At 72.5% G+C, this 19,012-nt stretch carries 24 protein-coding genes; 11 read left to right on the top strand and 13 right to left on the bottom strand.

The features are described 5' to 3' along the window. Together moaA and ABZ780_RS27040 are read right to left on the bottom strand one after the other, a co-directional pair. Entirely contained in the window at positions 1-1,014 is a 1,014-nt protein-coding gene (gene moaA / locus ABZ780_RS27045) for a GTP 3',8-cyclase MoaA (protein WP_357003076.1), read from the bottom strand. Beyond that, positions 1,011-1,925 carry a fructosamine kinase family protein gene (locus ABZ780_RS27040; protein WP_357004781.1) on the bottom strand — a complete coding sequence of 305 codons (915 nt, stop codon included), beginning with the start codon at positions 1,923-1,925 and terminating at the stop codon, positions 1,011-1,013. The genes moaA and ABZ780_RS27040 overlap by 4 nt, the downstream gene beginning before the upstream one ends. 163 nt (positions 1,926-2,088) lie before the next feature. Between ABZ780_RS27040 and ABZ780_RS27035 the strand changes: the two genes are divergently transcribed. Then, on the top strand, positions 2,089-3,135 hold the full coding sequence (locus ABZ780_RS27035; RefSeq protein ID WP_357003074.1) for a DUF4192 domain-containing protein: 1,047 nt from the start codon (positions 2,089-2,091) through the stop codon (positions 3,133-3,135). A 35-nt stretch (positions 3,136-3,170) separates the two neighbouring features. Here ABZ780_RS27035 and ABZ780_RS27030 read toward each other — a convergent pair whose 3' ends face one another. Then, positions 3,171-3,374 (bottom strand): DUF397 domain-containing protein, encoded by a 204-nt coding sequence (locus ABZ780_RS27030; RefSeq protein ID WP_357003072.1) that lies wholly within the window; start codon positions 3,372-3,374, stop codon positions 3,171-3,173. Between the two features lie 71 nt (positions 3,375-3,445). On the opposite strand from ABZ780_RS27030, the gene ABZ780_RS27025 reads away from it, so the two are divergent. Together ABZ780_RS27025 and ABZ780_RS27020 are read left to right on the top strand one after the other, a co-directional pair. Next, positions 3,446-3,622 carry a hypothetical protein gene (locus ABZ780_RS27025; protein ID WP_357003070.1) on the top strand — a complete coding sequence of 59 codons (177 nt, stop codon included), beginning with the start codon at positions 3,446-3,448 and terminating at the stop codon, positions 3,620-3,622. A 194-nt stretch (positions 3,623-3,816) separates the two neighbouring features. Then, positions 3,817-4,530, top strand: coding sequence for a GAP family protein (locus tag ABZ780_RS27020; RefSeq protein WP_357003068.1), 714 nt, complete (start codon positions 3,817-3,819; stop codon positions 4,528-4,530). Here ABZ780_RS27020 and fdhD read toward each other — a convergent pair. Continuing rightward, positions 4,520-5,374 carry a formate dehydrogenase accessory sulfurtransferase FdhD gene (gene fdhD / locus ABZ780_RS27015; protein ID WP_357003066.1) on the bottom strand — a complete coding sequence of 285 codons (855 nt, stop codon included), beginning with the start codon at positions 5,372-5,374 and terminating at the stop codon, positions 4,520-4,522. The genes ABZ780_RS27020 and fdhD overlap by 11 nt on opposite strands. 102 nt (positions 5,375-5,476) lie before the next feature. Here fdhD and ABZ780_RS27010 point away from each other — a divergent pair, with 102 nt between their 5' ends. The 3 genes from ABZ780_RS27010 to ABZ780_RS27000 all read left to right on the top strand — a co-directional run bounded on the left by ABZ780_RS27010 (position 5,477) and on the right by ABZ780_RS27000 (position 7,592). Next, entirely contained in the window at positions 5,477-6,109 is a 633-nt protein-coding gene (locus tag ABZ780_RS27010) for an NTP transferase domain-containing protein (RefSeq protein ID WP_357003064.1), read from the top strand. Beyond that, positions 6,106-6,390, top strand: a complete 285-nt coding sequence (locus tag ABZ780_RS27005; RefSeq protein WP_357003062.1) for a DUF6457 domain-containing protein — start codon at positions 6,106-6,108, stop codon at positions 6,388-6,390. Before ABZ780_RS27010 ends, ABZ780_RS27005 begins: the two co-directional genes overlap by 4 nt. A 140-nt stretch (positions 6,391-6,530) precedes the next feature. Then, positions 6,531-7,592: a hypothetical protein gene (locus ABZ780_RS27000; protein ID WP_357003060.1), complete on the top strand. Its 1,062-nt coding sequence runs from the start codon at positions 6,531-6,533 to the stop codon at positions 7,590-7,592. A gap of 6 nt (positions 7,593-7,598) precedes the next feature. Here ABZ780_RS27000 and ABZ780_RS26995 read toward each other — a convergent pair whose 3' ends face one another. Together ABZ780_RS26995 and ABZ780_RS26990 are read right to left on the bottom strand one after the other, a co-directional pair. Next, positions 7,599-8,555, bottom strand: a complete 957-nt coding sequence (locus tag ABZ780_RS26995; protein ID WP_357003058.1) for a zinc-binding dehydrogenase — start codon at positions 8,553-8,555, stop codon at positions 7,599-7,601. Between the two features lie 76 nt (positions 8,556-8,631). Next, positions 8,632-9,090, bottom strand: coding sequence for an Lrp/AsnC family transcriptional regulator (locus ABZ780_RS26990; RefSeq protein WP_074315467.1), 459 nt, complete (start codon positions 9,088-9,090; stop codon positions 8,632-8,634). 59 nt (positions 9,091-9,149) lie between these two features. On the opposite strand from ABZ780_RS26990, the gene ddaH reads away from it, so the two are divergent. Then, on the top strand, positions 9,150-9,983 hold the full coding sequence (gene ddaH, locus ABZ780_RS26985; RefSeq protein WP_357003056.1) for a dimethylargininase: 834 nt from the start codon (positions 9,150-9,152) through the stop codon (positions 9,981-9,983). 76 nt (positions 9,984-10,059) lie between these two features. Here the strand turns inward: ddaH and ABZ780_RS26980 are convergent, their stop codons facing one another. Together ABZ780_RS26980 and ABZ780_RS26975 are read right to left on the bottom strand one after the other, a co-directional pair. Next, positions 10,060-11,247 carry an ABC transporter substrate-binding protein gene (locus tag ABZ780_RS26980; RefSeq protein ID WP_357003054.1) on the bottom strand — a complete coding sequence of 396 codons (1,188 nt, stop codon included), beginning with the start codon at positions 11,245-11,247 and terminating at the stop codon, positions 10,060-10,062. Between the two features lie 81 nt (positions 11,248-11,328). Then, complete coding sequence (locus ABZ780_RS26975) at positions 11,329-12,126, bottom strand: alpha/beta hydrolase (protein WP_357487890.1); 798 nt, start codon at positions 12,124-12,126, stop codon at positions 11,329-11,331. Positions 12,127-12,218: 92 nt separating this feature from the next. Here ABZ780_RS26975 and ABZ780_RS26970 point away from each other — a divergent pair, with 92 nt between their 5' ends. Further along, complete coding sequence (locus ABZ780_RS26970) at positions 12,219-12,812, top strand: bacterial proteasome activator family protein (RefSeq protein WP_357487889.1); 594 nt, start codon at positions 12,219-12,221, stop codon at positions 12,810-12,812. Between the two features lie 7 nt (positions 12,813-12,819). Here ABZ780_RS26970 and ABZ780_RS26965 read toward each other — a convergent pair whose 3' ends face one another. The 3 genes from ABZ780_RS26965 to ABZ780_RS26955 form a co-directional block, all read right to left on the bottom strand. Then, positions 12,820-13,632, bottom strand: a complete 813-nt coding sequence (locus ABZ780_RS26965) for an HAD family hydrolase (RefSeq protein ID WP_357003048.1) — start codon at positions 13,630-13,632, stop codon at positions 12,820-12,822. Further along, positions 13,632-14,453, bottom strand: coding sequence for an HAD family hydrolase (locus tag ABZ780_RS26960; protein WP_357003046.1), 822 nt, complete (start codon positions 14,451-14,453; stop codon positions 13,632-13,634). Before ABZ780_RS26960 ends, ABZ780_RS26965 begins: the two co-directional genes overlap by 1 nt. A 279-nt stretch (positions 14,454-14,732) precedes the next feature. Then, a complete protein-coding gene (locus tag ABZ780_RS26955) occupies positions 14,733-15,479 on the bottom strand; it encodes a hypothetical protein (RefSeq protein ID WP_357003044.1) in 747 nt (248 codons plus the stop codon). A 173-nt stretch (positions 15,480-15,652) separates the two neighbouring features. Between ABZ780_RS26955 and ABZ780_RS26950 the strand changes: the two genes are divergently transcribed. The 3 genes from ABZ780_RS26950 (at position 15,653) to ABZ780_RS26940 (ending at position 17,410) form a co-directional block, all read left to right on the top strand. After that, entirely contained in the window at positions 15,653-16,084 is a 432-nt protein-coding gene (locus ABZ780_RS26950; protein ID WP_357487888.1) for an OsmC family protein, read from the top strand. Positions 16,085-16,234: 150 nt separating this feature from the next. Beyond that, entirely contained in the window at positions 16,235-16,582 is a 348-nt protein-coding gene (locus ABZ780_RS26945; RefSeq protein ID WP_357003040.1) for a metallopeptidase family protein, read from the top strand. Between the two features lie 108 nt (positions 16,583-16,690). Beyond that, complete coding sequence (locus ABZ780_RS26940; protein WP_357003038.1) at positions 16,691-17,410, top strand: AIM24 family protein; 720 nt, start codon at positions 16,691-16,693, stop codon at positions 17,408-17,410. A gap of 46 nt (positions 17,411-17,456) precedes the next feature. On the opposite strand, the gene pheA is transcribed toward ABZ780_RS26940, so the two are convergent. Both pheA and ABZ780_RS26930 read right to left on the bottom strand, forming a co-directional pair. Then, positions 17,457-18,413 (bottom strand): prephenate dehydratase, encoded by a 957-nt coding sequence (gene pheA, locus ABZ780_RS26935; protein WP_357487887.1) that lies wholly within the window; start codon positions 18,411-18,413, stop codon positions 17,457-17,459. A gap of 10 nt (positions 18,414-18,423) precedes the next feature. Next, positions 18,424-18,975: a hypothetical protein gene (locus tag ABZ780_RS26930; RefSeq protein WP_357487916.1), complete on the bottom strand. Its 552-nt coding sequence runs from the start codon at positions 18,973-18,975 to the stop codon at positions 18,424-18,426. Positions 18,976-19,012 lie beyond the last annotated feature (37 nt).

Here is a 19,012-nt window from a genome sequence, read left to right as displayed (position 1 = left end):
TCAACCCCCGATCGCGGACATCGGCCGGGTCGGCTGGAGGAAGGTGGGGTCGTCGATGCCGTGCCCGGCGCGCTTGCCCCACATCGCCGTGCGCCACCGCTGGGCCAGGTCGTCGTCGGTCGCGCCGGAGCGCAGGGCCCCCCGGAGGTCGGACTCCTCGGTGGCGAACAGGCAGGCGCGGACCTGGCCGTCGGCGGTCAGCCGGGTGCGGTCACAGTCGCCGCAGAAGGGGCGGGTGACGCTGGCGATCACGCCCACCCGGGCCGGGCCGCCGTCGACCAACCACGTCTCCGCCGGGGCCGCGCCGCGTTCGGTCGGGTCGGGGCTGAGATCGAACGCGGTACGCAGAGAGGCGAGGATCTCCTCGGCGGTCACCATCGTGGCCCGGTCCCAGCCGTGCTGCGCGTCCAGCGGCATCTGCTCGATGATCCGCAGTTGGTAGCCGTGGTCGACGGCGAAGCGGAGCAGGGCCGGCGCCTCGTCCTCGTTGACACCGCGCATCAACACCGAATTGACCTTCACCGGGTTGAGCCCGGCGGCGGCTGCCCCGGCGAGCCCGGCCAGCACCGCGTCCAGGCGGGGACGACGGGTCAGCTGCGTGAACCGGTCTGCGTCGAGGGTGTCCAGTGAGACGTTCACCCGGTCCAGGCCGGCCCTGCCCAACGCCGGGGCCAACCGGTCCAGGCCGATGCCGTTGGTGGTGAGCGAGATGCGTGGGCGAGGTTCGAGTGCGGCGATCGCGGCCACGATGTCGAGCAGCCCGGACCGGATCAGCGGCTCACCGCCGGTGAACCGCACCTCGGTCACGCCGAGCCGCTCGACGGCCACCCGGACCAGCCGGACGATCTCGTCGTCGGTGAGCAGCTCCGGACCCGCCAACCAGGGCAGCCCTTCGGCCGGCATGCAGTAGGTGCACCGCAGGTTGCACTTGTCAGTGAGGGACACGCGGAGGTCCCGCGCGACGCGGGCGTACCGGTCGACGAGGACGCCGTCGGTCGGCGGGGCGACGCTCACCTGTCGACCGTAGCGCGCTCGACCCCGCCCAGGGCGGCGCGGGCGAGCTGGACGACCGCGTCGCGGTAATCGGTGCCGAACAGCGCGGTGTGCACGAGCAGCAGATGCAGTTGATGCAGCGGCACCCGTTCACGCCAGCCGTCGGGCAGCGGCCAGGCCTCCCGGTAGGCGGCCAGCACCCGCTCCAGATGCGGGACGCCACCGAAGAGCGCCAACTGGGCGAGATCCGTCTCGCGGTGCCCGCCGTGCGCCGCCGGGTCGATCAACCAGACCCGCTCGTCGGCCCCCCACAGCGCGTTGCCCGGCCACAGGTCACCGTGGATGCGGGCCGGCGGCTCGTCCCCGCCGAACTCGCCGAGCCGGCTGATCACCTGCTCGACCAACGCGGCGTCGGCGCCCGTCAACGTGCCGCCGTCGACCGATCGTCGCAGGTAGGGGGCGAGCCGACGCTCGGCGAACCACGTCGACCAGGGCCGGTCGTCGAGGGTGTTGTCCTGTGGGAGGGCCCCGATGAAGCCGGGCCAGGTCGCACCGAAGGCCGACGCGCCGGCCCGGTGCAGGCCGGCCAGCTCCCGACCGAATCGCTCGGCCGCCGAAGGCGTCGGCTCGCCGGGCTCCACCCAGTCGAGCGCCAACAGGTCGGGCAGGGCCACGATCACCTCGGGTACGCCGACCGCGCCGGCCTCCCGCAGCCAGTGCAACCCGGCGGCCTCGGCGGCGAAGAAGCCCTCCGGCACCGGCCGGCCGGCCCGTTCGGGCCAGGACTTGGTGAAGACGGAGTGGCCGTCGTCCAGGGTGAGCCGGGCGGCGGCACAGATGTTCCCACCAGCGACCGGCGTCTCCCGGATCCGCTGGTGGGTCAGGAACGTCGGCAGGTGTGCCGGGTGCGCGCGCAGGTACGCCAGGTCCATCAGCGCACGGTAGCCGTTGCCCATGACACGGTGGTGCTACCCGAACACATCGAGCCATGGGCACTCCGCGATGACCAGGTGAAATACGCTGAGTAACTGTGGATAAGCCGCGTGTCATCCACAGGGGCGGCGCAGCCGGATGAGCGCCCCGCAGGCTGCCCCCATGACCTCGACCGAACGCCCGCAGCTCGCCGTCCGCTCGCCCGCCGACCTGCTCGCCGCCGTTCCGTACCTGCTGGGTTTCCACCCCGCCGACAGCGTGGTCGCGGTGGCGCTCTGCGGGCGACAGATCATCTTCGCCGCCCGCGCCGACCTGCCCGAGCCCGCCACTGATCCGGCCGATCAAGCCCGTCACCTGGCCGGGGTGATCCGCCGGCAGGGCGCGGAGGCCGCCACCGTCGTGGGTTACGGGCCGCCCGACCGGGTCACCCCGAGCGTGGATGCCGTACGCGCCGCGCTGACCGGTGCCGGCCTGGAGGTGCTCGACGCGCTGCGGGTGACCGACGGCCGCTGGTGGTCCTACCTCTGCACCGAGGCCGACTGCTGCCCACCCGAGGGTCGGCGCTACGACCCGGCGGCCAACCCGGTCACCGCGTCGGCCGTCTTCGCCGGTCAGGTGGCTCTCCCCGACCGGGCCGCCCTCGTGGCGCAGGTGTCACCGGTGGACGGCCCCGCCCGGGACGCGCTGCGCGCGGCCACCGCCCGGGCCGAGCAGCGACTGGTCGACCTGATCGAGCACGCGCCCGCCAGCGACCTCCTCGGCGGCCGGGCGGTGCGCTCCGCCGGGGTGGCGGCGGTCCGCGAGGCGCAGCGCCGGCAGCGGCGCGGTGAGCGACTCGACGACGACGAGTTGGCCTGGCTGTGTCTGCTGCTGACCCACCTGCCGGTCCGCGACCACGCCTGGGAACGCACCGACGGTCGTGATCGGGACATCGCCCTCTGGACCGACGTGCTGCGCCGGGCGGAGCCGGAGGTGACCGCCGCGCCAGGTGCGTTGTTGGCGTTCGCCGCGTGGCGAGCTGGGCAGGGTGCGCTGGCAGCGGTGGCGCTGGAGCGCACGCTGAGCCTGAACCCGGACTACTCGCTCGCCCTGCTCCTGGACGACCTGCTGCGGCGCGGCGTGCCCCCGTCCGAGTTGGATGGCTGGCCGTCGGTCGGCATGCCCGGAGTGGTCCGCCCTCGTAAGAGGCGCCGACGTGGCCGCGGCTGACCCGCGCGGTAATACCGTGGGTGCTACCACGAGCCCTAGCCGACGGGGCCGATCTTCTTCGCCAGCCCGACGAAGCCCGCCCAGGCGGCCGGCTCGAACGTCAGCGTGCCGCCGTCGCGGTCCTTCGTGTCGCGCACGAGCACGACGCCAGGCAGGTTGTCGGCCACCTCGACGCAGTTGCCACCGTTCGAGCTGCTGCGGGTGCTCTTGCGCCAATGGGCGCCGGTCAGGTCATCCATGCTCGCGCTCTCATCAGGTCGATGGTCAGGTCTCGCGGAAGCGCTAACGACCTCACGCTATCCCAGACTGCTTGACCGACCGGCACACCTACCACGGCTGGACCTGGATCGAGGCGTACGAGCTGGGACCGGACGGCAGCGCACGGGCCAGGCGGGAACTGTTCGTGCTCCGCGAAGGGGTCGACCTGTTGGCGTCCGGCCCGACCAGCCAGTCGCCCCGGCGCGTAACGGTGCCGGCCGGCCGATGACCGCCACCGCGGAACACCCGCTGACTCCCGCCCCGGCGCTGATCCCTCGTCCCCCGAGGTCGATCGCCCGGGGCGGGTTCCTCCGGCGATGCCCTCCGTCGAAGGATGTAGTGGACGTTCGTTCCACGGGGCGAGTCATATGGCGTGGCGTCGCCGCAGAATCAGCAGATGCCCCCACCGCATGAATGCCGCACATGAGTGTCGGACTGCTGCTGTCGCTCGCCGGCCTGGCACTTGTCGACAGCACCAGCATCGGCACCCTCTTCATCCCGGTCTGGTTGCTGCTCGCGCCCGGGACGGTCAACGCCCGGCGGATCCTCGTCTACCTCGGCACGATCGTCGTCTTCTACTTCGGGGTCGGGCTGCTGCTGGCCGTGGGCGGCAGCCGGCTGGCCGACGTGCTCGGCGGGGCACTGGACAACCGGCCGGTGCTCTGGGCGCAGCTCGTTCTCGGGGTCGGGCTGTTCGCATTGAGCTTCCGCTACGACGGCAAACGACGTCCGCGCGGCGGCGGCGTGCTGCGCTGGCGGGATCGGGTGACCGCTGGCGACTCCTCGACACGCTGGCTGGTGGGGTTGGCGCTGCTCGCCGCGCTCGCGGAGGTGGCGACGATGCTGCCGTACCTCGGCGCGGTCGGCCTGCTGACCACCTCCGGGCTCGGCGCGGCGCAGATCGTCGGGCTGCTCGCCGGCTACTGCCTGGTCATGGTGGTGCCGGCGGTGCTGCTGCTGGGGGCGCGGACAGCGTGGCCGAGGCTGGTCGAGCCGGTCCTGGTCCGGCTCAACGCCTGGATCGCGCGGCACTCCGGCGGCATGCTCGGCTGGATCCTCGGCATCGCCGGCTTCCTGCTGGCCCGCGATGCCGTGATCCGGCTGGGGCTGCTCGACGAGCTGGTGATCAGACTGTGACCCGCTCGGGGCGGGCGTAGACGTTCATCGTGTTGCCGCGCAGGAAGCCGACAAGCGTCATGCCCGCCTCCTCGGCCAGCTCGGCGGCGAGGGTGCTCGGCGCGGACACCGCCGCCAGCAGCGGCAGGCCGGCCATCCACGCCTTCTGGGTCAGCTCGAAGCTGGCCCGGCCGGACACCAGCAGCAGGTGCCCGGTCAGTGGCAGCCGGCGTTCCCGCACCGCCCAGCCGATCACCTTGTCCACCGCGTTGTGCCGGCCCACGTCCTCCCGGAGCACCACCAGGTCTCCGGCCGGGGTGAACAGTCCCGCCGCGTGCAGCCCGCCGGTCCGGTCGAAGCCCCGCTGGGCGGCGCGCAGCCGGTCGGGCAGTTCGGTCAGGAGGGCGGCCGGCACGGTGAGCGGGTCCGCCGCGACGTCGAACAACGACCGGGTCCGGATCGCGTCGATGCTGGCCTTGCCGCAGACCCCGCAGGAACTGGTCGTGTAGAAGTTCCGGGACGGGTCGGTGGTCGGTTCCGGCACGCCGGGGGCGAGCACCACGTCCACCACGTTGTACGTGTTCGGCGTCTCCGCGCCGGCACAGAGCTGGGCGGTCAACACGTCGTCGGTCGAACGGATCAGCCCCTCGGTCAGCAGGAACCCGATGGCCAGGTCCAGGTCGTCGCCGGGAGTCCGCATCGTGACGGCGAGAGGCTTGCGCCGCCCGGGACCGGCCGCGCCCACCCGGATCTCCAACGGCTCCTCCACCGCCAGGTTGTCCGGCCGGCGAACGGATCCGCGCCCGTCGGCCGCCGCGTCGAGGTCGATCCGGAGTACGCCCCGTCGGTCAGTCGCCCGTCCCATCCCGTCATCCTGCACCCCGCGCCGGTACGCCCGCACGGCTGCCCGCGATCGGCCGCACGGCAGCTACTGCCGGTCGGGCACCGACCCGGCTACCGTGACCGGATGGGAACGTACGCCGCCGTGGTGCTCGCCGGTGGGGCCGCCCGGCGGATGGGCGGGGTGGACAAGACCGCGCTCGCGGTCGGTGGCCGGTCGATGCGGGACCGGGTGCTGGCGGCCGTCACCGACGCCGCGCCGCGGGTCCTGGTCGGTCCGGCCGATGTCGTCCCGGTCGGGGTGCGGGTCACCCGGGAGGATCCGCCCGGCGGTGGACCGGTCGCCGCGACGGCTGCCGGGCTGGCGTTGCTCGACCCGGACACGGCTCTGGTCGCGTTGCTCGCCGCCGACCTGCCGCTGCTCACCCGTGCCGCGATCGGTGAGCTGCTGACCCACCTCACCGCCGGGCTGGTCGCGTCGGAGGTCGAGAGCGGCCCGGAGCAGATCGACGGGGTGTGCTTCGTCGACACCGGCGGGCGGCGGCAGTCGCTCTGTGGGGTGTGGCGGGTCGCCGCGCTCCGGTCCGGGCTGGCCCGTCTGTCGGCCGAGCGGGATGGCAGCCTGGCCGGCGCTCCGGTCCGGGCGCTGCTGGCCGGTCTGGTGATCCGCGAGGTGCCCTGGGTGCGCAGCGGCCCACCACCCTGGTTCGACTGCGACACTGACGAGGACGTACGCCGGGCGAAGGAGTGGGTGCGATGACGGTGCTGGACGACTGGGTCACGGCGGCCTGTGCCGAGGTGGGTCTCGACCCGGCTCAGGTGCCGGTGCCGGCCGTGCTGGACCTGGCCCGGGACGTCGCCCACCAGGTGCTGCGTCCGGGCGCGCCGGTCACCACGTACCTGCTGGGGCTGGCGGTGGGGCAGGGCGCCGACCCGGCGGACGCCGCGGCCCGGCTCAGTGCCCTCGCCGCCAACTGGCCTGTCGCGTTGGGCACCGATCCCGCCGATGCGGCGGACCCCGCCGGGCCGGCCGGGTCCTGACCGGCGGGCGCAGGACCGCGGAGCCGGCTGCCTCCGGGACCGTGCGGCGGTGGTCGGCCGCACCGGTGTCCGATCCCGGTCCGGGCTGAGTCGTCGCTCGGGCGGCGTGGGTAGGGTGATCGTGACGGACGGAGGCGATCATGACGGCTGACCACCCGGAGTCGATCCTGCTCGACGAACCCAGCACCACCGACCTGCGGGCCAAGGTGACCGAGGCGTGGCGGGAGTTCGCCCGAATGCTCGCCGTGCGACTGCGGGAACTGCCCGCCGGCGCGCACCTTGAGCTGACCCTGGACCCCACCGCCTCCGGTACGGGGGACGCCGTCTACTCGATCAGCGTCGACGTGACAGGCGACGGTGGGCTCTCCGCCCGGGCGGTCGGCAACGCCGCCCTGCCGCAGGGCTTCCGGTTGGATCGGGCCGCGGTGGCGGACATGGTGGCCCTGGGCTGGTCCCCACCCGGGGTGGTGCCCGGGTCCGGCGGCTCGTTCGGACTGGACGGTACGACGGCGGAGGCGGCCCGGATCGCCCCGCTGCTGTCCCGGACGCTGCGCGACGTCTACGGCGCCCCGCACCCGGCCTTCCTCGTCTACCTCGTGCACGACGCGGAGGGCGAGCCGTTGACGGTGGAGCCGCTGGGCACCGCGCGCAGCGAGTTCGGCCCGGACGCCGACGTCGAGGGTGACCTGGAGGAGGCGCTGGCCGAGGCGGCCGCCGCGCAGGTGGGGCGGGACGACATGCTCGACCTGGCGGAGCGTGTGCGGACCGTGGTCTCCACCATGCTGAAGTCCGAGCCCGACCGGTTGCAGATCGACTCGGACGGCGACATCAACATCCGTGCCGGTTCGGCGATGGTCTTCGTGCGGGTGCGCGACAATCCGCCCCTGGTGGATGTCTTCTCCCCGGTGCTCACCGAGGTCGAGCCCACCGAGCGGCTCTACGTCAAGCTGTCCGAGCTGACCAACCGGATGCCGATCGGTCGCCTCTACTGCGCCGACGACACGGTCTGGGCGTCCATCCCGGTCTTCGGCCGCAACTTCCAGGCGACCCACCTGATGCTGGCGGTGCAGGTGATGACCGGTCTCGCCGACGAGTTGGACGACCGGTTGCACGGCGAGTTCGGCGGAAAGCGGTTCTTCAGCGAGGGCGACAAGCCGGTGCGACGCGAGGACTCCGAGCACCGCACCGGCATGTACCTCTGAGCGGGTTCAGGCCACGTCCAGCAGGGTCTTGCCGACCGTCGCGCGCCCCTCGATGGCGGCGTGCGCGTCCGCGGCGCGTTCCAGCGGGAAGCGCTGGCCGATGAGCGGCCGTAGCTGGCCGGCCGCCGCGCCCGCCAGCGCCTGATCGGTGTACGCCCGCATCCGCGCGGGCGGCACGTCGGATCGGACCAGCGTGATCTGCCGGGCTGCGGCGTCCTCCGCCGACACCGGGGACCACTCGCCGCTGGCCAACCCGAAGCTGACCATCCGGCCACCCGGGTCCAGCAGCTCGAACGCCGTCCGGGCGATCGGCCCGCCGACGCCATCGAACACCACGTCGACCCCGCCCACCGCCTGCCGGATCTGGTCGGCCCAGCCCGGCAGGCGGTAGTCGACCGCCAGGTCGGCACCGAGGCCGGGCAGCAGGTCTGTCTTGCGTGCGCCACCGGCCACACCGATCACCCGTGCGCCGGCGCTCGCCGCGAGCTGCACGAGCAGGCTGCCCACACCGCCCGCTGCGGCCTCCACCAGCACCCGGTCGCCGGGGCGGACGCGGACCGCCTCGACCAGCAGGGTGGCGGTCCGTCCGTCGGCCAGCAGGGCCACCGCGTCGTCCAGCGCCAGCGCGGCCGGCACCTCGAAGGGCGCGGCCGCGTCCACCACCGCCCGTTCTGCGTACCCGCCGGAGCCGCCGGTGGCGCTGACGACCCGGCGCCCGGTCAGCGCCGGGTCGACGTCCGGGCCGACGGCGGCGATCACCCCGCCGACGCCGTTGCCGGGGATCAGCGGCGGGGTGACCTGGAACGGCCCGGGTCGACCGGAGCGTAGCTGCGTCTCGACGAAGGTGATGTTCGCGTGCGCGACGTCGATCAGCACCTGACCGGGGCCGGGCGTCGGGTCGGGCGCCGGGCCGGGCACCAGCACCTCGGGGCCGCCGAACTCCCGTAGCCAGATCGCCCGCATGAAATCCCCCGATCGTTCCGGGCGTCGCCGCCCGCTCGAAGGCAGTCCAGCACCTCAACCAGGGTTGAGGTCAAGGTCAGCGGGTGGACGGGCCGACGCCGGGGGATTCGACCAGTCGGGACAGCACGATGGTGCTGCGGGTGGACGTCACGAAGGACTCGGCGCGCAGCCGCTCCAACGCCGCCTCCAGGTGGGCGATGTCGGCGGCGCGCAGGTGCACCAGCGCGTCCGCCTCACCGGAGACGGTGTACGCGCCGACCACCTCCGGGTGTCGGCGGGCGGCCACGCCGATCTGCGCCGGGGTGGTCCGGCCGGCGCAGAACAGCTCGACGAACGCCTCGGTGGTCCAGCCGACGGCTGCCGGGTCCACGACGGCGGTGAATCCCCTGATCACGCCGGTGGCGCGCAATCGGTCCACCCGGCGCTTGACCGCCGGGGCGGAGAGTGACACCCGGGTGCCGATGTCGGCGTACGACGCACGGGCGTCGGCGACGAGCAACGCAATGATCCGCTGGTCTACCGCGTCTATCTGCAACGTTCCGCCTCTGGGAAGCAATATTTGTGGCTGTTACCAAAGTTCAACCGTACCTACTCTTGGTGACCGTGAACCAGCAGCGAGTCTCGCGAAAGCGGACATATCTCATGTGCTCGCCCGAGCACTTCGCGGTCGAGTACGCGATCAATCCGTGGATGGACGTGACCACCCCGGTCGACCGGGACCTGGCCGTCAAGCAGTGGGACCGCCTGCGCGAGACGCTGGTCGGCCTCGGTCACGACGTGCACGTGCTCACGGCCGAGCCGGGCCTGCCCGACATGGTCTACGCCGCCAACGGCGCCTTCATGGTGGACGGCAGCGTGTACGGCGCACGGTTCAAGCATGAGCAGCGGGCCGCCGAGGCTGCCGTCCACCACGCCTTCTACGAGTCGCAGGGCTGGCGGTTCATCGCGCCGAGCGAGACCAACGAGGGCGAGGGTGACTTCGCGTACGTGCCGGAGGCGCACGGCGGGCTCGTCCTGGCCGGGCACGGCTTCCGGACCGAGATCCCGGCGCACGCTGAGGCGCAGGAGGCGCTGGGTCGGCCGGTGGTGTCGCTGCGGTTGATCGACCCCCGCTTCTACCACCTGGACGTGGCGCTCGCCGCGATCGACGACTCGAACATCGTCTACTTCCCGGGCGCGTTCTCCGCTGCCAGCCAGCGGGTGCTCACCCAACTCTTCCCGGAGGCGGTGATCGCTGACGACGAGGACGCGATGGCGTTCGGGCTCAACCTGGTGAGCGACGGCGCAAACGTGGTGCTCAACAGTGAGGCCACCCGGCTGGCCGGCAAGCTCAAGGCCGCCGGCTACCACCCGGTCCCGGTCGATCTGGCCGAGTTGAAGAAGGGCGGCGGCAGCGTGAAGTGCTGCATCGCCGAACTGCGGCACTGACCCGAACACTGCCGCGTACGACAGGGGCCGGCCTCCCACACGGGAGACCGGCCCCTGATCGTGCTCCGGTGGGCGCTCAGCCGAGCGTGGCCAGCTCGTTGATCAGCACGTTCGACGTGGCCTGACCGTCGCGCTGCACCTCCCGCAGGTACCACTTCTGCTGCGGGGTACGCGGCTGGTTGAACTGCCAGATCCCGCGCGGGCTGTCGATCTGGCCGATCCTGCCCAGTGCCAGGTTGACCTGCTGGGGCGTGGGCGACCCGTTGGTGAGCTGGATGGCCTGGTCGAGCACCTGCGCCGCGTCGTACGACGCCATGGCGTAGGTGGTAGGCGTGATCTGGTGCTTCTTGCGATAGGCCGAGGCGAAGACCCGGTTCGACGTGCTGTTCAGGTCGGCCGAGTAGTTGAGCGCGGTCTGGATGCCCAGGGCGTCCTGGCCCAGGCTCTCCAGCACGGTGCCCTCGGTGAGGAAGCCTGGCGCGTAGACCGGCCCGGAGAACTGGTCGCGCAGCTGCTTGATGAACTCCACGGCGGCCGCGCCCGCGAAGAAGCAGAAGACCGCGGTCGGCTTCTTGGCCAGCGCCTTCTCGATGTCCGCCACGTAGGTGGTCTTGTTGGGGCTGGAGGTCGGGTTGGTGGTGGTCACCGGGTCGGCGATTCGTGGGTCGGAGGCGCCGAACTCCTGCCGGAAGCCGCGCACCACGTCGGGGCTGCCCACGTTCTCCGGCACGATGATCGCCACTCGGCCGTTCGTCGGCAGTTGGTCGCGCAGGTAGCGGCCCAGCGCCCGGCCGGCCTCGTCCAGCACGTACGACGTGCGCCAGATGTAGACGACGCTCTGCAGACTGCTCGGCGAGGCGTTCGAGCCGATGAGCGGGACCCGGGCCTCCTCCACGGTGTCGCGGATGCCGACCATCACCGACGAGCTGACCACTCCGGTGAGCGCCAGTACGTTCTGCTGGAGCAGTTGGTCGACGGCGGCCTTGCCGCTCTTGGCGGTCTCGCCCTCGTCGGCGGTCAGGAGCTCCACCGGATGCCCGCCCAGTCGGTTGCTGTGCAGGTCGAGGAAGAGTTGGAAGCCGTTGGTGATGTCGTCGCCGATAGATTTGACGCCGCCACCCTTCGGTACGATCAGACCGATCTTGATCGGGCGCCGATTGGTGGTCGACTGGTCGTCGGTGTCGGAGCCGCACGCGGCGGCGAATCCGGTCGTACCGAGCGCGGCCAACAGTTGGAGCGCCCGCCTGCGATTCATCTGCGACACCGAGTTCCTTCCCCGAGAGCGTTGCAGGGCAGAACACGCCCCTCCGGGCGTTCTACCTGCTCCGCGACGCTGCGTCAATGGCTATTGATCATCGTGCAGGGACCGCAATGCATCGAGGACCCTTGGCCACGCTGCTGATTCCGGGTCGATCAGCCCGAAATGCTCGCATCCGGGCAGCTCGACAAGGGAGATATCGGACCCTGCGGCATGGGCCGCCACGACAAAGTCCCGGCTCATCGCCACCGGAACCTGCAGATCCACCGACCCGTGCATAACTACTGTCCGTGTTCGCGTGGGTACCAACAATCGAGGATCGCTCGCCGCGTACCGGTCCGGAACCTCCGCCGGGCCGCCGCCCAGCAGCGCGGTCACCGCGCCCGAATCCAGGTCCCACCGGTACGCCTCGACCAGGTCGGCCACCGGGGCCAGGGCCAGCACCGCACCCACCGTCGACGGCGCGGTCGCCGCCACGTACAGCGCGAGGTGGCCACCGGCGGAGTGACCGATCAGGATCGGGGCGGCATCGCTCACCCGGCCCGGCAGTGCCTCGGCGGCCAGCTCCGGCAGCGCCGCGATCCCGGTCAGCGCGTCGGTCAACGTGCCCGGCCAACCGCCGCCCGGCTGCCCGGTGCGCCGGTACTCCAGTTGCGCGACCGGATACCCCTCGGCGGCGAGCGCGGCTGCGAGCGGCCCGGTGTGCCCCCGGTCGTACTCGGCCCGCCAGAAGCCGCCGTGCACCACGACGACCAGCGGCCTGGCCGGGCCGGTCCCGGCCGGCCGCCGAAGGTCGGCCACCTGGTCCGGGTGATCGCCGTAGGCCACGGTCCGGTCCGGCTCGGGAGCGGGCCGGGTCAGCACGTCACGTGGGTCGGCAGGCATGGCGGCACGTTAGCGCGTCCCGGCCGGGTGGTTCGGCCCCGGGAGTCGGTCCCGAGCGGCATGGGTCGCGCCCACTGGGTAAAAATGGACCCATGACCGACGCGCGCTCCGCTGGACAGAACGACGATCCCGGCCCGGACGACTCCGGCCACTCCGGCACGGTGGTGGTGGTCGGCGCGGACGGTCGGCCGATCGGCACGGTGCAGAACGAGGAGGGGCAGGGCGAAGACCCGACCCGCCTGGTCGAACAGCCGGCCAAGGTGATGCGGATCGGCAGCATGATCAAGCAGTTGCTGGAGGAGGTCCGGGCGGCTCCCCTGGACGACGCCAGCCGACACCGGATGCGGGAGATCCACGAGCGCTCCATCGTCGAGCTCAAGGACGGCCTCGCCCCCGAGTTGCGCGACGAGTTGGAGCGGATCTCGCTGCCCTTCACGGAGGACAAGGCCCCGAGCGAGGGTGAGCTGCGCATCGCGCACGCCCAACTCGTCGGCTGGCTGGAGGGGCTGTTCCACGGCATCCAGGCCGCCCTGGTCGCCCAGCAGATGGCCGCCCGGGTGCAGCTGGAGCAGATGCGCGGCGGCCGGCAGGCGCTGCCCAGCGGCCCCGGCGGGATGGTGCCCGGGATGCCGGGCATGGGCCAGCCGGGCGGCGGCGAGGGGCACAACACCGGCCAGTACCTCTGACGGCCGCTCAGCCCACCCCGAAAACCTTCTCCAGGTACGCGGCCACGCCGTCCTCGGAGTTCGCCGCCGTCACCTCGTCGGCGACCGCCAGGACGGCGCGGTGCGCGTTGGCCACCGCCACGCCGCGCCCGGCCCAGGTCAACATGGGCACGTCGTTGGGCATGTCACCGAAGGCCACGACGTCCGCCGCGGCCACGCCGAGCCGGTCGCAGTACCAGTCGAGCCCGGCCGCCTTGGTCACCCCGGCCGCGGAGATCTCCACCAGCCCGGACGATGACGAGTGCGTCGCCTCGGCGAGCCCCGCCACCGCTGTGGCGATCAGCTCGGCGAACGCGTCCGGGTCCTGCTCGCCAGCCCGGGCGAGCAGCTTCACCGCCGGCACGGAGAGCAACTCTTCCGGCGTCTCGATCGGGCGGATCTTGTTGTCGTCGGCGTCCCAGCGCAGCGGGTACAGCTCCTCGTGGCGCATCTCACGGCTGTCCTCGACCTCCACCGCGAAGGCGATCCCGGGCACCTCGGCGCGCAGCCGCTCGGCCACCTCGGCCAGGTGCTGCGGGGCGAGCGGGTCGGCCCGCAGCACCTCGTCGCGTACCGGGTCGTAGACCACGGCACCGTTGGCGCAGACCGCCGGCAGCGGCGCGGCCAGTTGCTCGTACACCATCTTGAGCCAGCGGACCGGACGGCCGGTGACCAGCACGACCGGCGTGCCCTGCTCGACGATCCGGGCCAGCACCCCGGCGGTGCGGGGGCTGACCGTGTGGTCGTCGCGGATCAACGTGCCGTCTATGTCGGTGGCGATCAACCGAGGGGTCTCTCCCATCACCGGGACAGTAGTCGGTCCAGATAAACCGCCACCCCGTCGTCGTCGTTGCGCAGGGTCACCTCGTCAGCGATGGCGCGCACGGCGGGGTGCGCGTTGGCCACCGCCACCCGGGACCAGCCGGCCCACTCGAACATCGGCAGGTCGTTGGGCATGTCCCCGAAGACCAGCACGTCACCCGGGTCGACCCCGAGGGTCTGCGCCACCGCGGTCAGCCCGGTCGCCTTGTCCACGCCGGGCGGGCAGATCTCGATGAAGCCGAGCCCGGCCTGGGTGAGCGTGGCGACCTGCGGCGGGATGATCTGGCGGGCCACCGCGAGCAGTTCGTCCACGTGGTGGTCGGCGGTTCGCGCGAACGCCTTGAGCACGTCGCAGGAGAGGCATTCGGCGCGGGTGCGCTCCTCGAACCGGTCCTGGTAGGGCCAGCTCGCGTGGTAGTCGCCCCAGAGCGGGGCGTCGTGCTCGTCGGACGCCTCGACCATGACGGTCAGCGGACCGACCTCGGCCTCCAGGTCGGCGAGCAGTTGGGCCAGCACCTCGCCGGCCAGTCGCTCGTCGCGGAGCACCACCGGGCCGGCCGGGTCGCTCTGGTCGACGACCCGGCCGCCGCCGGCCATCACCAGGAAGTCGGCGGCCCGGATGTCGTTGCGGGTCAACTCGGTCAACCGGGGGCCGCGTCCGGTCGCGCCGACCACCGGAATTCCGGCGGCCCGCACCCGGTCCAGCACCCCATGGGTGTACGCGGAGACGGTCTCATCGCTGCGAACCAGCGTGCCGTCGAGGTCGGTCGCGATCAGCTTGGGCAGTCCCGGGCGGGTCATCGCTCCTCCTTCGCCCGCCGCCGTCGCAGCCTGCCGTGCGGCCCTGGTCGAGACCCGGCGTGACGGCGGGCAGCAACCGTACCTCGCCCAACGGGGCGCAACCATGGCTTCCAGGCGAATCGGGCGCCAACGGGCCGCGTACCGCCGGGGTCGCCGACAACGCAGGTCAGGCGGTGTGGGCGCGACCGCCGATCCGGGCCCCTCAGGGCCGGCGCCGCGCTTTTTCTTCGCCTACCGGCCGCTGCGGGTGCAACGCCGGGGCGACCGGCGCGGCGGCGCTCAGGCCGGGGGTTGGGGGTGCGTGAACGGGGCCGCCGAGGTGACGGTCAGGTCGGCCGGCGCGGGCAGGCCGTCCTCCTGGGCCGAGGCCCGGTCCCGGCGGCGACGCCAGCCGCGCCCCGGTGCCCCGTCGTCGGGGTGGTCGTCCCCCGCCGACCCCGGCTGGGTGCCGGCGGCGGCGGTCGACGCCAGCCGCAGGGCCGCGCCGAGCAGCACGCAGGCGACGAACGCCATCACCAGGCCACGGCCGTACTCGACCCGGAAACCGTCCTGGGGTGCGTAGAAGTAGGTCCGCTGACCACTGTCGTTGAGCGTCGCCGTCGCGGCGATCAGCAGCGCCAGCAGGGCTGCGGCGAGGGTGAGCCCCAGCAGCCGGGCGTTCGGCCGGACGGCCGCGGTGCCCCGCAGCGCCAGCACCACGGCGCAGACCAGGCCGAGCAGGCCGACCAGGTAGCCGATCCCGAAACCGCCGATGTCGGACACCCCGGCCGGAACGTCGATCGTGCTGGTGCCGACCGGCCCGCTGTTCGGCAGGGTCATCACCAGCCACTCGCCGACCAGCGAGGCGACCCCGGCAACCGCTCCGAGCCCGGCGAGCAGCACGGGCAGCCGAGGGTCCTGGGTGAAGCCGGCCAGGGACAGACCGAAGCGCCGGCGCTCGGTGGGCTCGTCGTCGCCGCCCCACTCGATCACGGTCGGCCCGTCGGGCGGGTCGCCCTGCCGGGGGATCGGCAGCTCCTCGGACATCGGCCATCCCTCCGCCGGTCACGGGCCTGCGTCGAATCATGGCACAGAGCGCGTGATTGTTGCCCCCTCCGACGCCGCCCACGCCGGGTCGTCGATGGGGTGACGGGGATCGCAGGGTGGGCGTCGGTGCCGGTCGGTCGCTCGGCGGTCACCTATCCGCTAGCGTTCTCCTCATGCCTATCCGTACCGCTTCAGCACAATGGCAGGGCAATCTCACCGAGGGCGCCGGCACGGTCCGCACCGGTAAGGGCGGCCTCTCCGGCAACTACTCCTTCAAGTCACGCTTCGAGGAGGGCGAGGGCACCAACCCCGAGGAGCTGATCGCCGCCGCGCACGCCGGCTGCTTCTCGATGGCGTTCTCGAAGGCGCTCGCCGACGCCGGCTCGACGCCGACCTCGGTCGAGACCACCGCGAAGGTCCACCTGGACAAGACCGACGCCGGGATGACCGTGACCCGGATCGACCTGGAGACCGTCGGCCAGGTGCCCGGGGTCGACGAGGCGGAGTTCCAGAAGCTCGCCGAGGCCGCCAAGGCCAACTGCCCGATCTCCCGCCTGCTCTCGCCGGGCGCCGAGATCACCCTCACCGCTCGCCTGGCCTCCTGAGCCAGCGGACCCGCACGCCGTACGTGCACGGAGGGAGCCACCGCCCGGTCCCGGGCGGCCGCTCCCTCCGCGCACGCGCGGACCTCGATCACGGCCCTGCGGCGTGACCGGGCCGATCGGTCGGGCATCGGGCACAATGGTGGCGTGCCGGTGGAGATGACCCGAGAGCGTTTCGAGGAGCTGGTCGGTGACGCCCTCGACGAGGTCCCCGGGGAACTGCTCGGTCTGATGAGCAACGTGGTGATCCTGGTCGAGGACGATCCGCCTCCCAGTGAGCCCGACCTGCTCGGCCTCTACGAGGGGCACGCGCTCACCAACCGGGGTTGGGACTACTCCGGCGTGCTGCCGGACCGGATCTTCATCTACCGCCGCCCGATCCTGCGGATCTGCGACAACGACGATGACGTCGTCGACGAGGTGGCGATCACGGTGGTCCACGAGATCGCCCACCACTTCGGCATCGACGACGCGCGGTTGCACGCGTTGGGCTGGGGCTGAGCCTGCGCTGCTGCCCGACGGCGGCACGCCGCTCGACCGATGGCTCGTGCTTGTCGCGGTCGCTTACCGTCGACGCAGCGAACGCGACCCATTCAGGAGGCACCTTCCATGCGCAGCGAGCTGTTCTCCGCCGAGAACCTGGAGAAGGAATCCCCCCAGGCCGGCATGCGCCTGCAGAACTCCAAGATGTTGAAGATCGAGCTCAACGGTGAGGCGATGGCCCGGGTCGGGTCGATGGTCGCCTACCAGGGGAACGTGCAGTTCCAGGCGCTGGGCTCGGGCGGGCTCGGCAAGTTCCTCAAGCAGAAGCTCACCGGCGAGGGCGTCCCGCTGATGAGGGTCACCGGCCAGGGTGACGTCTTCCTCGCCGAGTTGGCCAAGGACGTGCACATCATCGACCTGGAGCCGGGCGATGCCCTCTCCATCAACGGCTCCAGCGTGCTCGCCTTCGACTCGACCCTCCAGTACGACATCAGGATGGTCGGCGGCGCCGGGATGGCCGCGTCCGGCCTGTTCAACTGCGTGTTCAGCGGGTACGGCCGGATCGCCATCACCACCAGGGGCACCCCGGTGGTGCTCAACGTGGACGCCCCGACGTACGTCGACCCGCAGGCGGCGGTCTGCTGGTCGGCCAGCCTCCAGACCGGCTACCACCGCGCCGAGCAACTCGGTCTCGGCACGCTGCTGGGCCGGCGCACCGGCGAGGCGTACACGATGAGCTTCGCTGGTCACGGCTTCGTGGTGGTGCAGCCGTCCGAGGAGCCGCCGGTCATGGGCAGCGGTCAACAGCAGCAGGAGGGCGGTCTGCTCGGTGGTCTGCTGAGCTGACGCGGAGCCCCGGGCGCCCCTGATCCCCGGGGGCGCCCCGCCCGGCTCAGGCCAACTCGCCGGTGCGCAGTCGGGCCAGCCAGGCCGCCGCGTCGGCGTAGTCGACGTCGGAGAGGCCCGCCGGCGCCGGAACGGGCAACTCGCCCGCCGACTCGGCCCACCGGTGTCGGGGATAGGAGCCCAGGAAGCGGACCTCGGCGCAGACCCGGCGCAGCCCCTGCAACGCCTCACCCAGCCGCACGTCGGCCACGTGCCCGGTGCAGTCCAGGAAGAAGACGTACCGGCCCAGCGCCTCGCCGGTCGGCCGGGACTCGATGCGGGTCAGGTTGACCCCGCGGACGGCCAACTCCATCAGCACCGTCAGCAGCGCACCGACCCGGTCGTGGGCGATGTAGACGGCCAGCGAGGTGAGGTCGTCGCCGGTCGACGGCGGGGGTGGGCCGGGCCGGGAGACCAGCACGAACCGGGTCACCGCGTCGGGGTGGTCGGCGATCTTGTCGGCGAGCACCGCGAGGCGGTGCCGGGCCGCCCCGATCGGGGCGCAGATCGCCGCGTCGAACTCCCCCGAACCGGCGCCGGCGGCCGCCGCGCCGTTGGAGAGCACGTCGACCACCACCGCGTCGGGCAGGTGGTCGCGTAGCCAGCCTCGGCACTGGGTGGACGCCTGCGGATGCGCCGCGACCGTGCGGATCGACGTCAGCGAACTGCCCGGCCGTGCGCCGAGAACGAACTCCACCGGCAGGATCACCTCGCGGGTGATCACCAGCGGGTCACCCTCGACGATCTCGTCGAGCGTGACGCCGACCGCCCCGCCGATCGAGTTCTCCAACGGCACCAGCGCGGCATCGGCGTCCCCGGCCCGGACGCCGTCCAGCGCCTCCCCGACACTGCGGGCGGGCGTACGGCTGCCGCGTTCGGCGGCGGGGATCATGCGCAGGGCCTGTTCGGCGAAGGTGCCCTCCGGGCCGAGGTAGACGAAGCGCGTGGGCGGTGTTCCGGGCATGTCGACCAGCCTACGCACCCGGTCTGAGTGGCGGACCAGCATCGCAGGCGAGGGCACGGATCCCGGCTGGCCCGGCGGCTCGGACCTCGATGGTGCACACGTCGGTGCCGGCGGTGACCAGTTCGAGGGCGGTGGGTCGACCCCGGGTGACGACCTGGAGTTCCTCGTGCCCGGTCACCTCCACCACGGTGTACTGCCAGTCGGTGGCACAGAGCGGCCCGGTGCGGACCTTGACCTGAACGTTGTCCGGGAGGACGGCGGCCCGGCCGCGCAGCAGCCGCACCACCTGCTGCCCGGTCGGGCCGTTTCGGCAGGCCGTGGCGACCAGGTCGGCGTCGGGGGTGGCCGACGGGGCGCCGACCGGCGGGGCGCTCGGCACGGCGGTGGGCGATCCCGTCGGAGCACCGGTAGGCCCGGGTGCCGTCGGCGTGCCGGTGGGTTGCGGCACCCCGGCAGGTTGCCGCAGTTCGGGTGGGGCGCCGCAGCCGGTAAGCGCCACGATCGCGAGAAGGGTCAGCAGGACCGGCGTACGGACCGCCGCCAGGACGGGCGCGGCGGCCATCGCCCGTGGTGGGGGAGACGGGCGGCGGAACGGGGTG

Source organism: Micromonospora sp. NPDC047467 (assembly GCF_040643095.1).
Classification (GTDB): domain Bacteria; phylum Actinomycetota; class Actinomycetes; order Mycobacteriales; family Micromonosporaceae; genus Micromonospora.
This window is presented reverse-complemented; position numbering and strand designations above follow the sequence as displayed.

Excerpts from the sequence above, each read along its gene's own strand:
- fdhD (WP_357003066.1), bottom strand. The coding sequence starts at position 5,374 with ATGGGACGGGCGACTGACCGACGGGGCGTACTCCGGATCGACCTCGAC.
- ABZ780_RS26955 (WP_357003044.1), bottom strand. The coding sequence starts at position 15,479 with ATGTCCGAGGAGCTGCCGATCCCCCGGCAGGGCGACCCGCCCGACGGG.
- ABZ780_RS26970 (WP_357487889.1), top strand. The coding sequence starts at position 12,219 with ATGACCGACGCGCGCTCCGCTGGACAGAACGACGATCCCGGCCCGGAC.
- ABZ780_RS26930 (WP_357487916.1), bottom strand. The coding sequence starts at position 18,975 with ATGGCCGCCGCGCCCGTCCTGGCGGCGGTCCGTACGCCGGTCCTGCTG.
- ABZ780_RS26975 (WP_357487890.1), bottom strand. The coding sequence starts at position 12,126 with ATGCCTGCCGACCCACGTGACGTGCTGACCCGGCCCGCTCCCGAGCCG.
- pheA (WP_357487887.1), bottom strand. The coding sequence starts at position 18,413 with ATGCCCGGAACACCGCCCACGCGCTTCGTCTACCTCGGCCCGGAGGGC.
- ABZ780_RS27030 (WP_357003072.1), bottom strand. The coding sequence starts at position 3,374 with ATGGATGACCTGACCGGCGCCCATTGGCGCAAGAGCACCCGCAGCAGC.
- ABZ780_RS27040 (WP_357004781.1), bottom strand. The coding sequence starts at position 1,925 with ATGGACCTGGCGTACCTGCGCGCGCACCCGGCACACCTGCCGACGTTC.
- ABZ780_RS26965 (WP_357003048.1), bottom strand. The coding sequence starts at position 13,632 with ATGGGAGAGACCCCTCGGTTGATCGCCACCGACATAGACGGCACGTTG.
- ABZ780_RS26960 (WP_357003046.1), bottom strand. The coding sequence starts at position 14,453 with ATGACCCGCCCGGGACTGCCCAAGCTGATCGCGACCGACCTCGACGGC.
- ABZ780_RS26940 (WP_357003038.1), top strand. The coding sequence starts at position 16,691 with ATGCGCAGCGAGCTGTTCTCCGCCGAGAACCTGGAGAAGGAATCCCCC.
- ABZ780_RS27005 (WP_357003062.1), top strand. The coding sequence starts at position 6,106 with ATGACGGTGCTGGACGACTGGGTCACGGCGGCCTGTGCCGAGGTGGGT.
- ABZ780_RS27000 (WP_357003060.1), top strand. The coding sequence starts at position 6,531 with ATGACGGCTGACCACCCGGAGTCGATCCTGCTCGACGAACCCAGCACC.
- ABZ780_RS27010 (WP_357003064.1), top strand. The coding sequence starts at position 5,477 with ATGGGAACGTACGCCGCCGTGGTGCTCGCCGGTGGGGCCGCCCGGCGG.
- ABZ780_RS26995 (WP_357003058.1), bottom strand. The coding sequence starts at position 8,555 with ATGCGGGCGATCTGGCTACGGGAGTTCGGCGGCCCCGAGGTGCTGGTG.
- ABZ780_RS27035 (WP_357003074.1), top strand. The coding sequence starts at position 2,089 with ATGACCTCGACCGAACGCCCGCAGCTCGCCGTCCGCTCGCCCGCCGAC.
- ABZ780_RS27020 (WP_357003068.1), top strand. The coding sequence starts at position 3,817 with ATGAGTGTCGGACTGCTGCTGTCGCTCGCCGGCCTGGCACTTGTCGAC.
- ABZ780_RS26950 (WP_357487888.1), top strand. The coding sequence starts at position 15,653 with ATGCCTATCCGTACCGCTTCAGCACAATGGCAGGGCAATCTCACCGAG.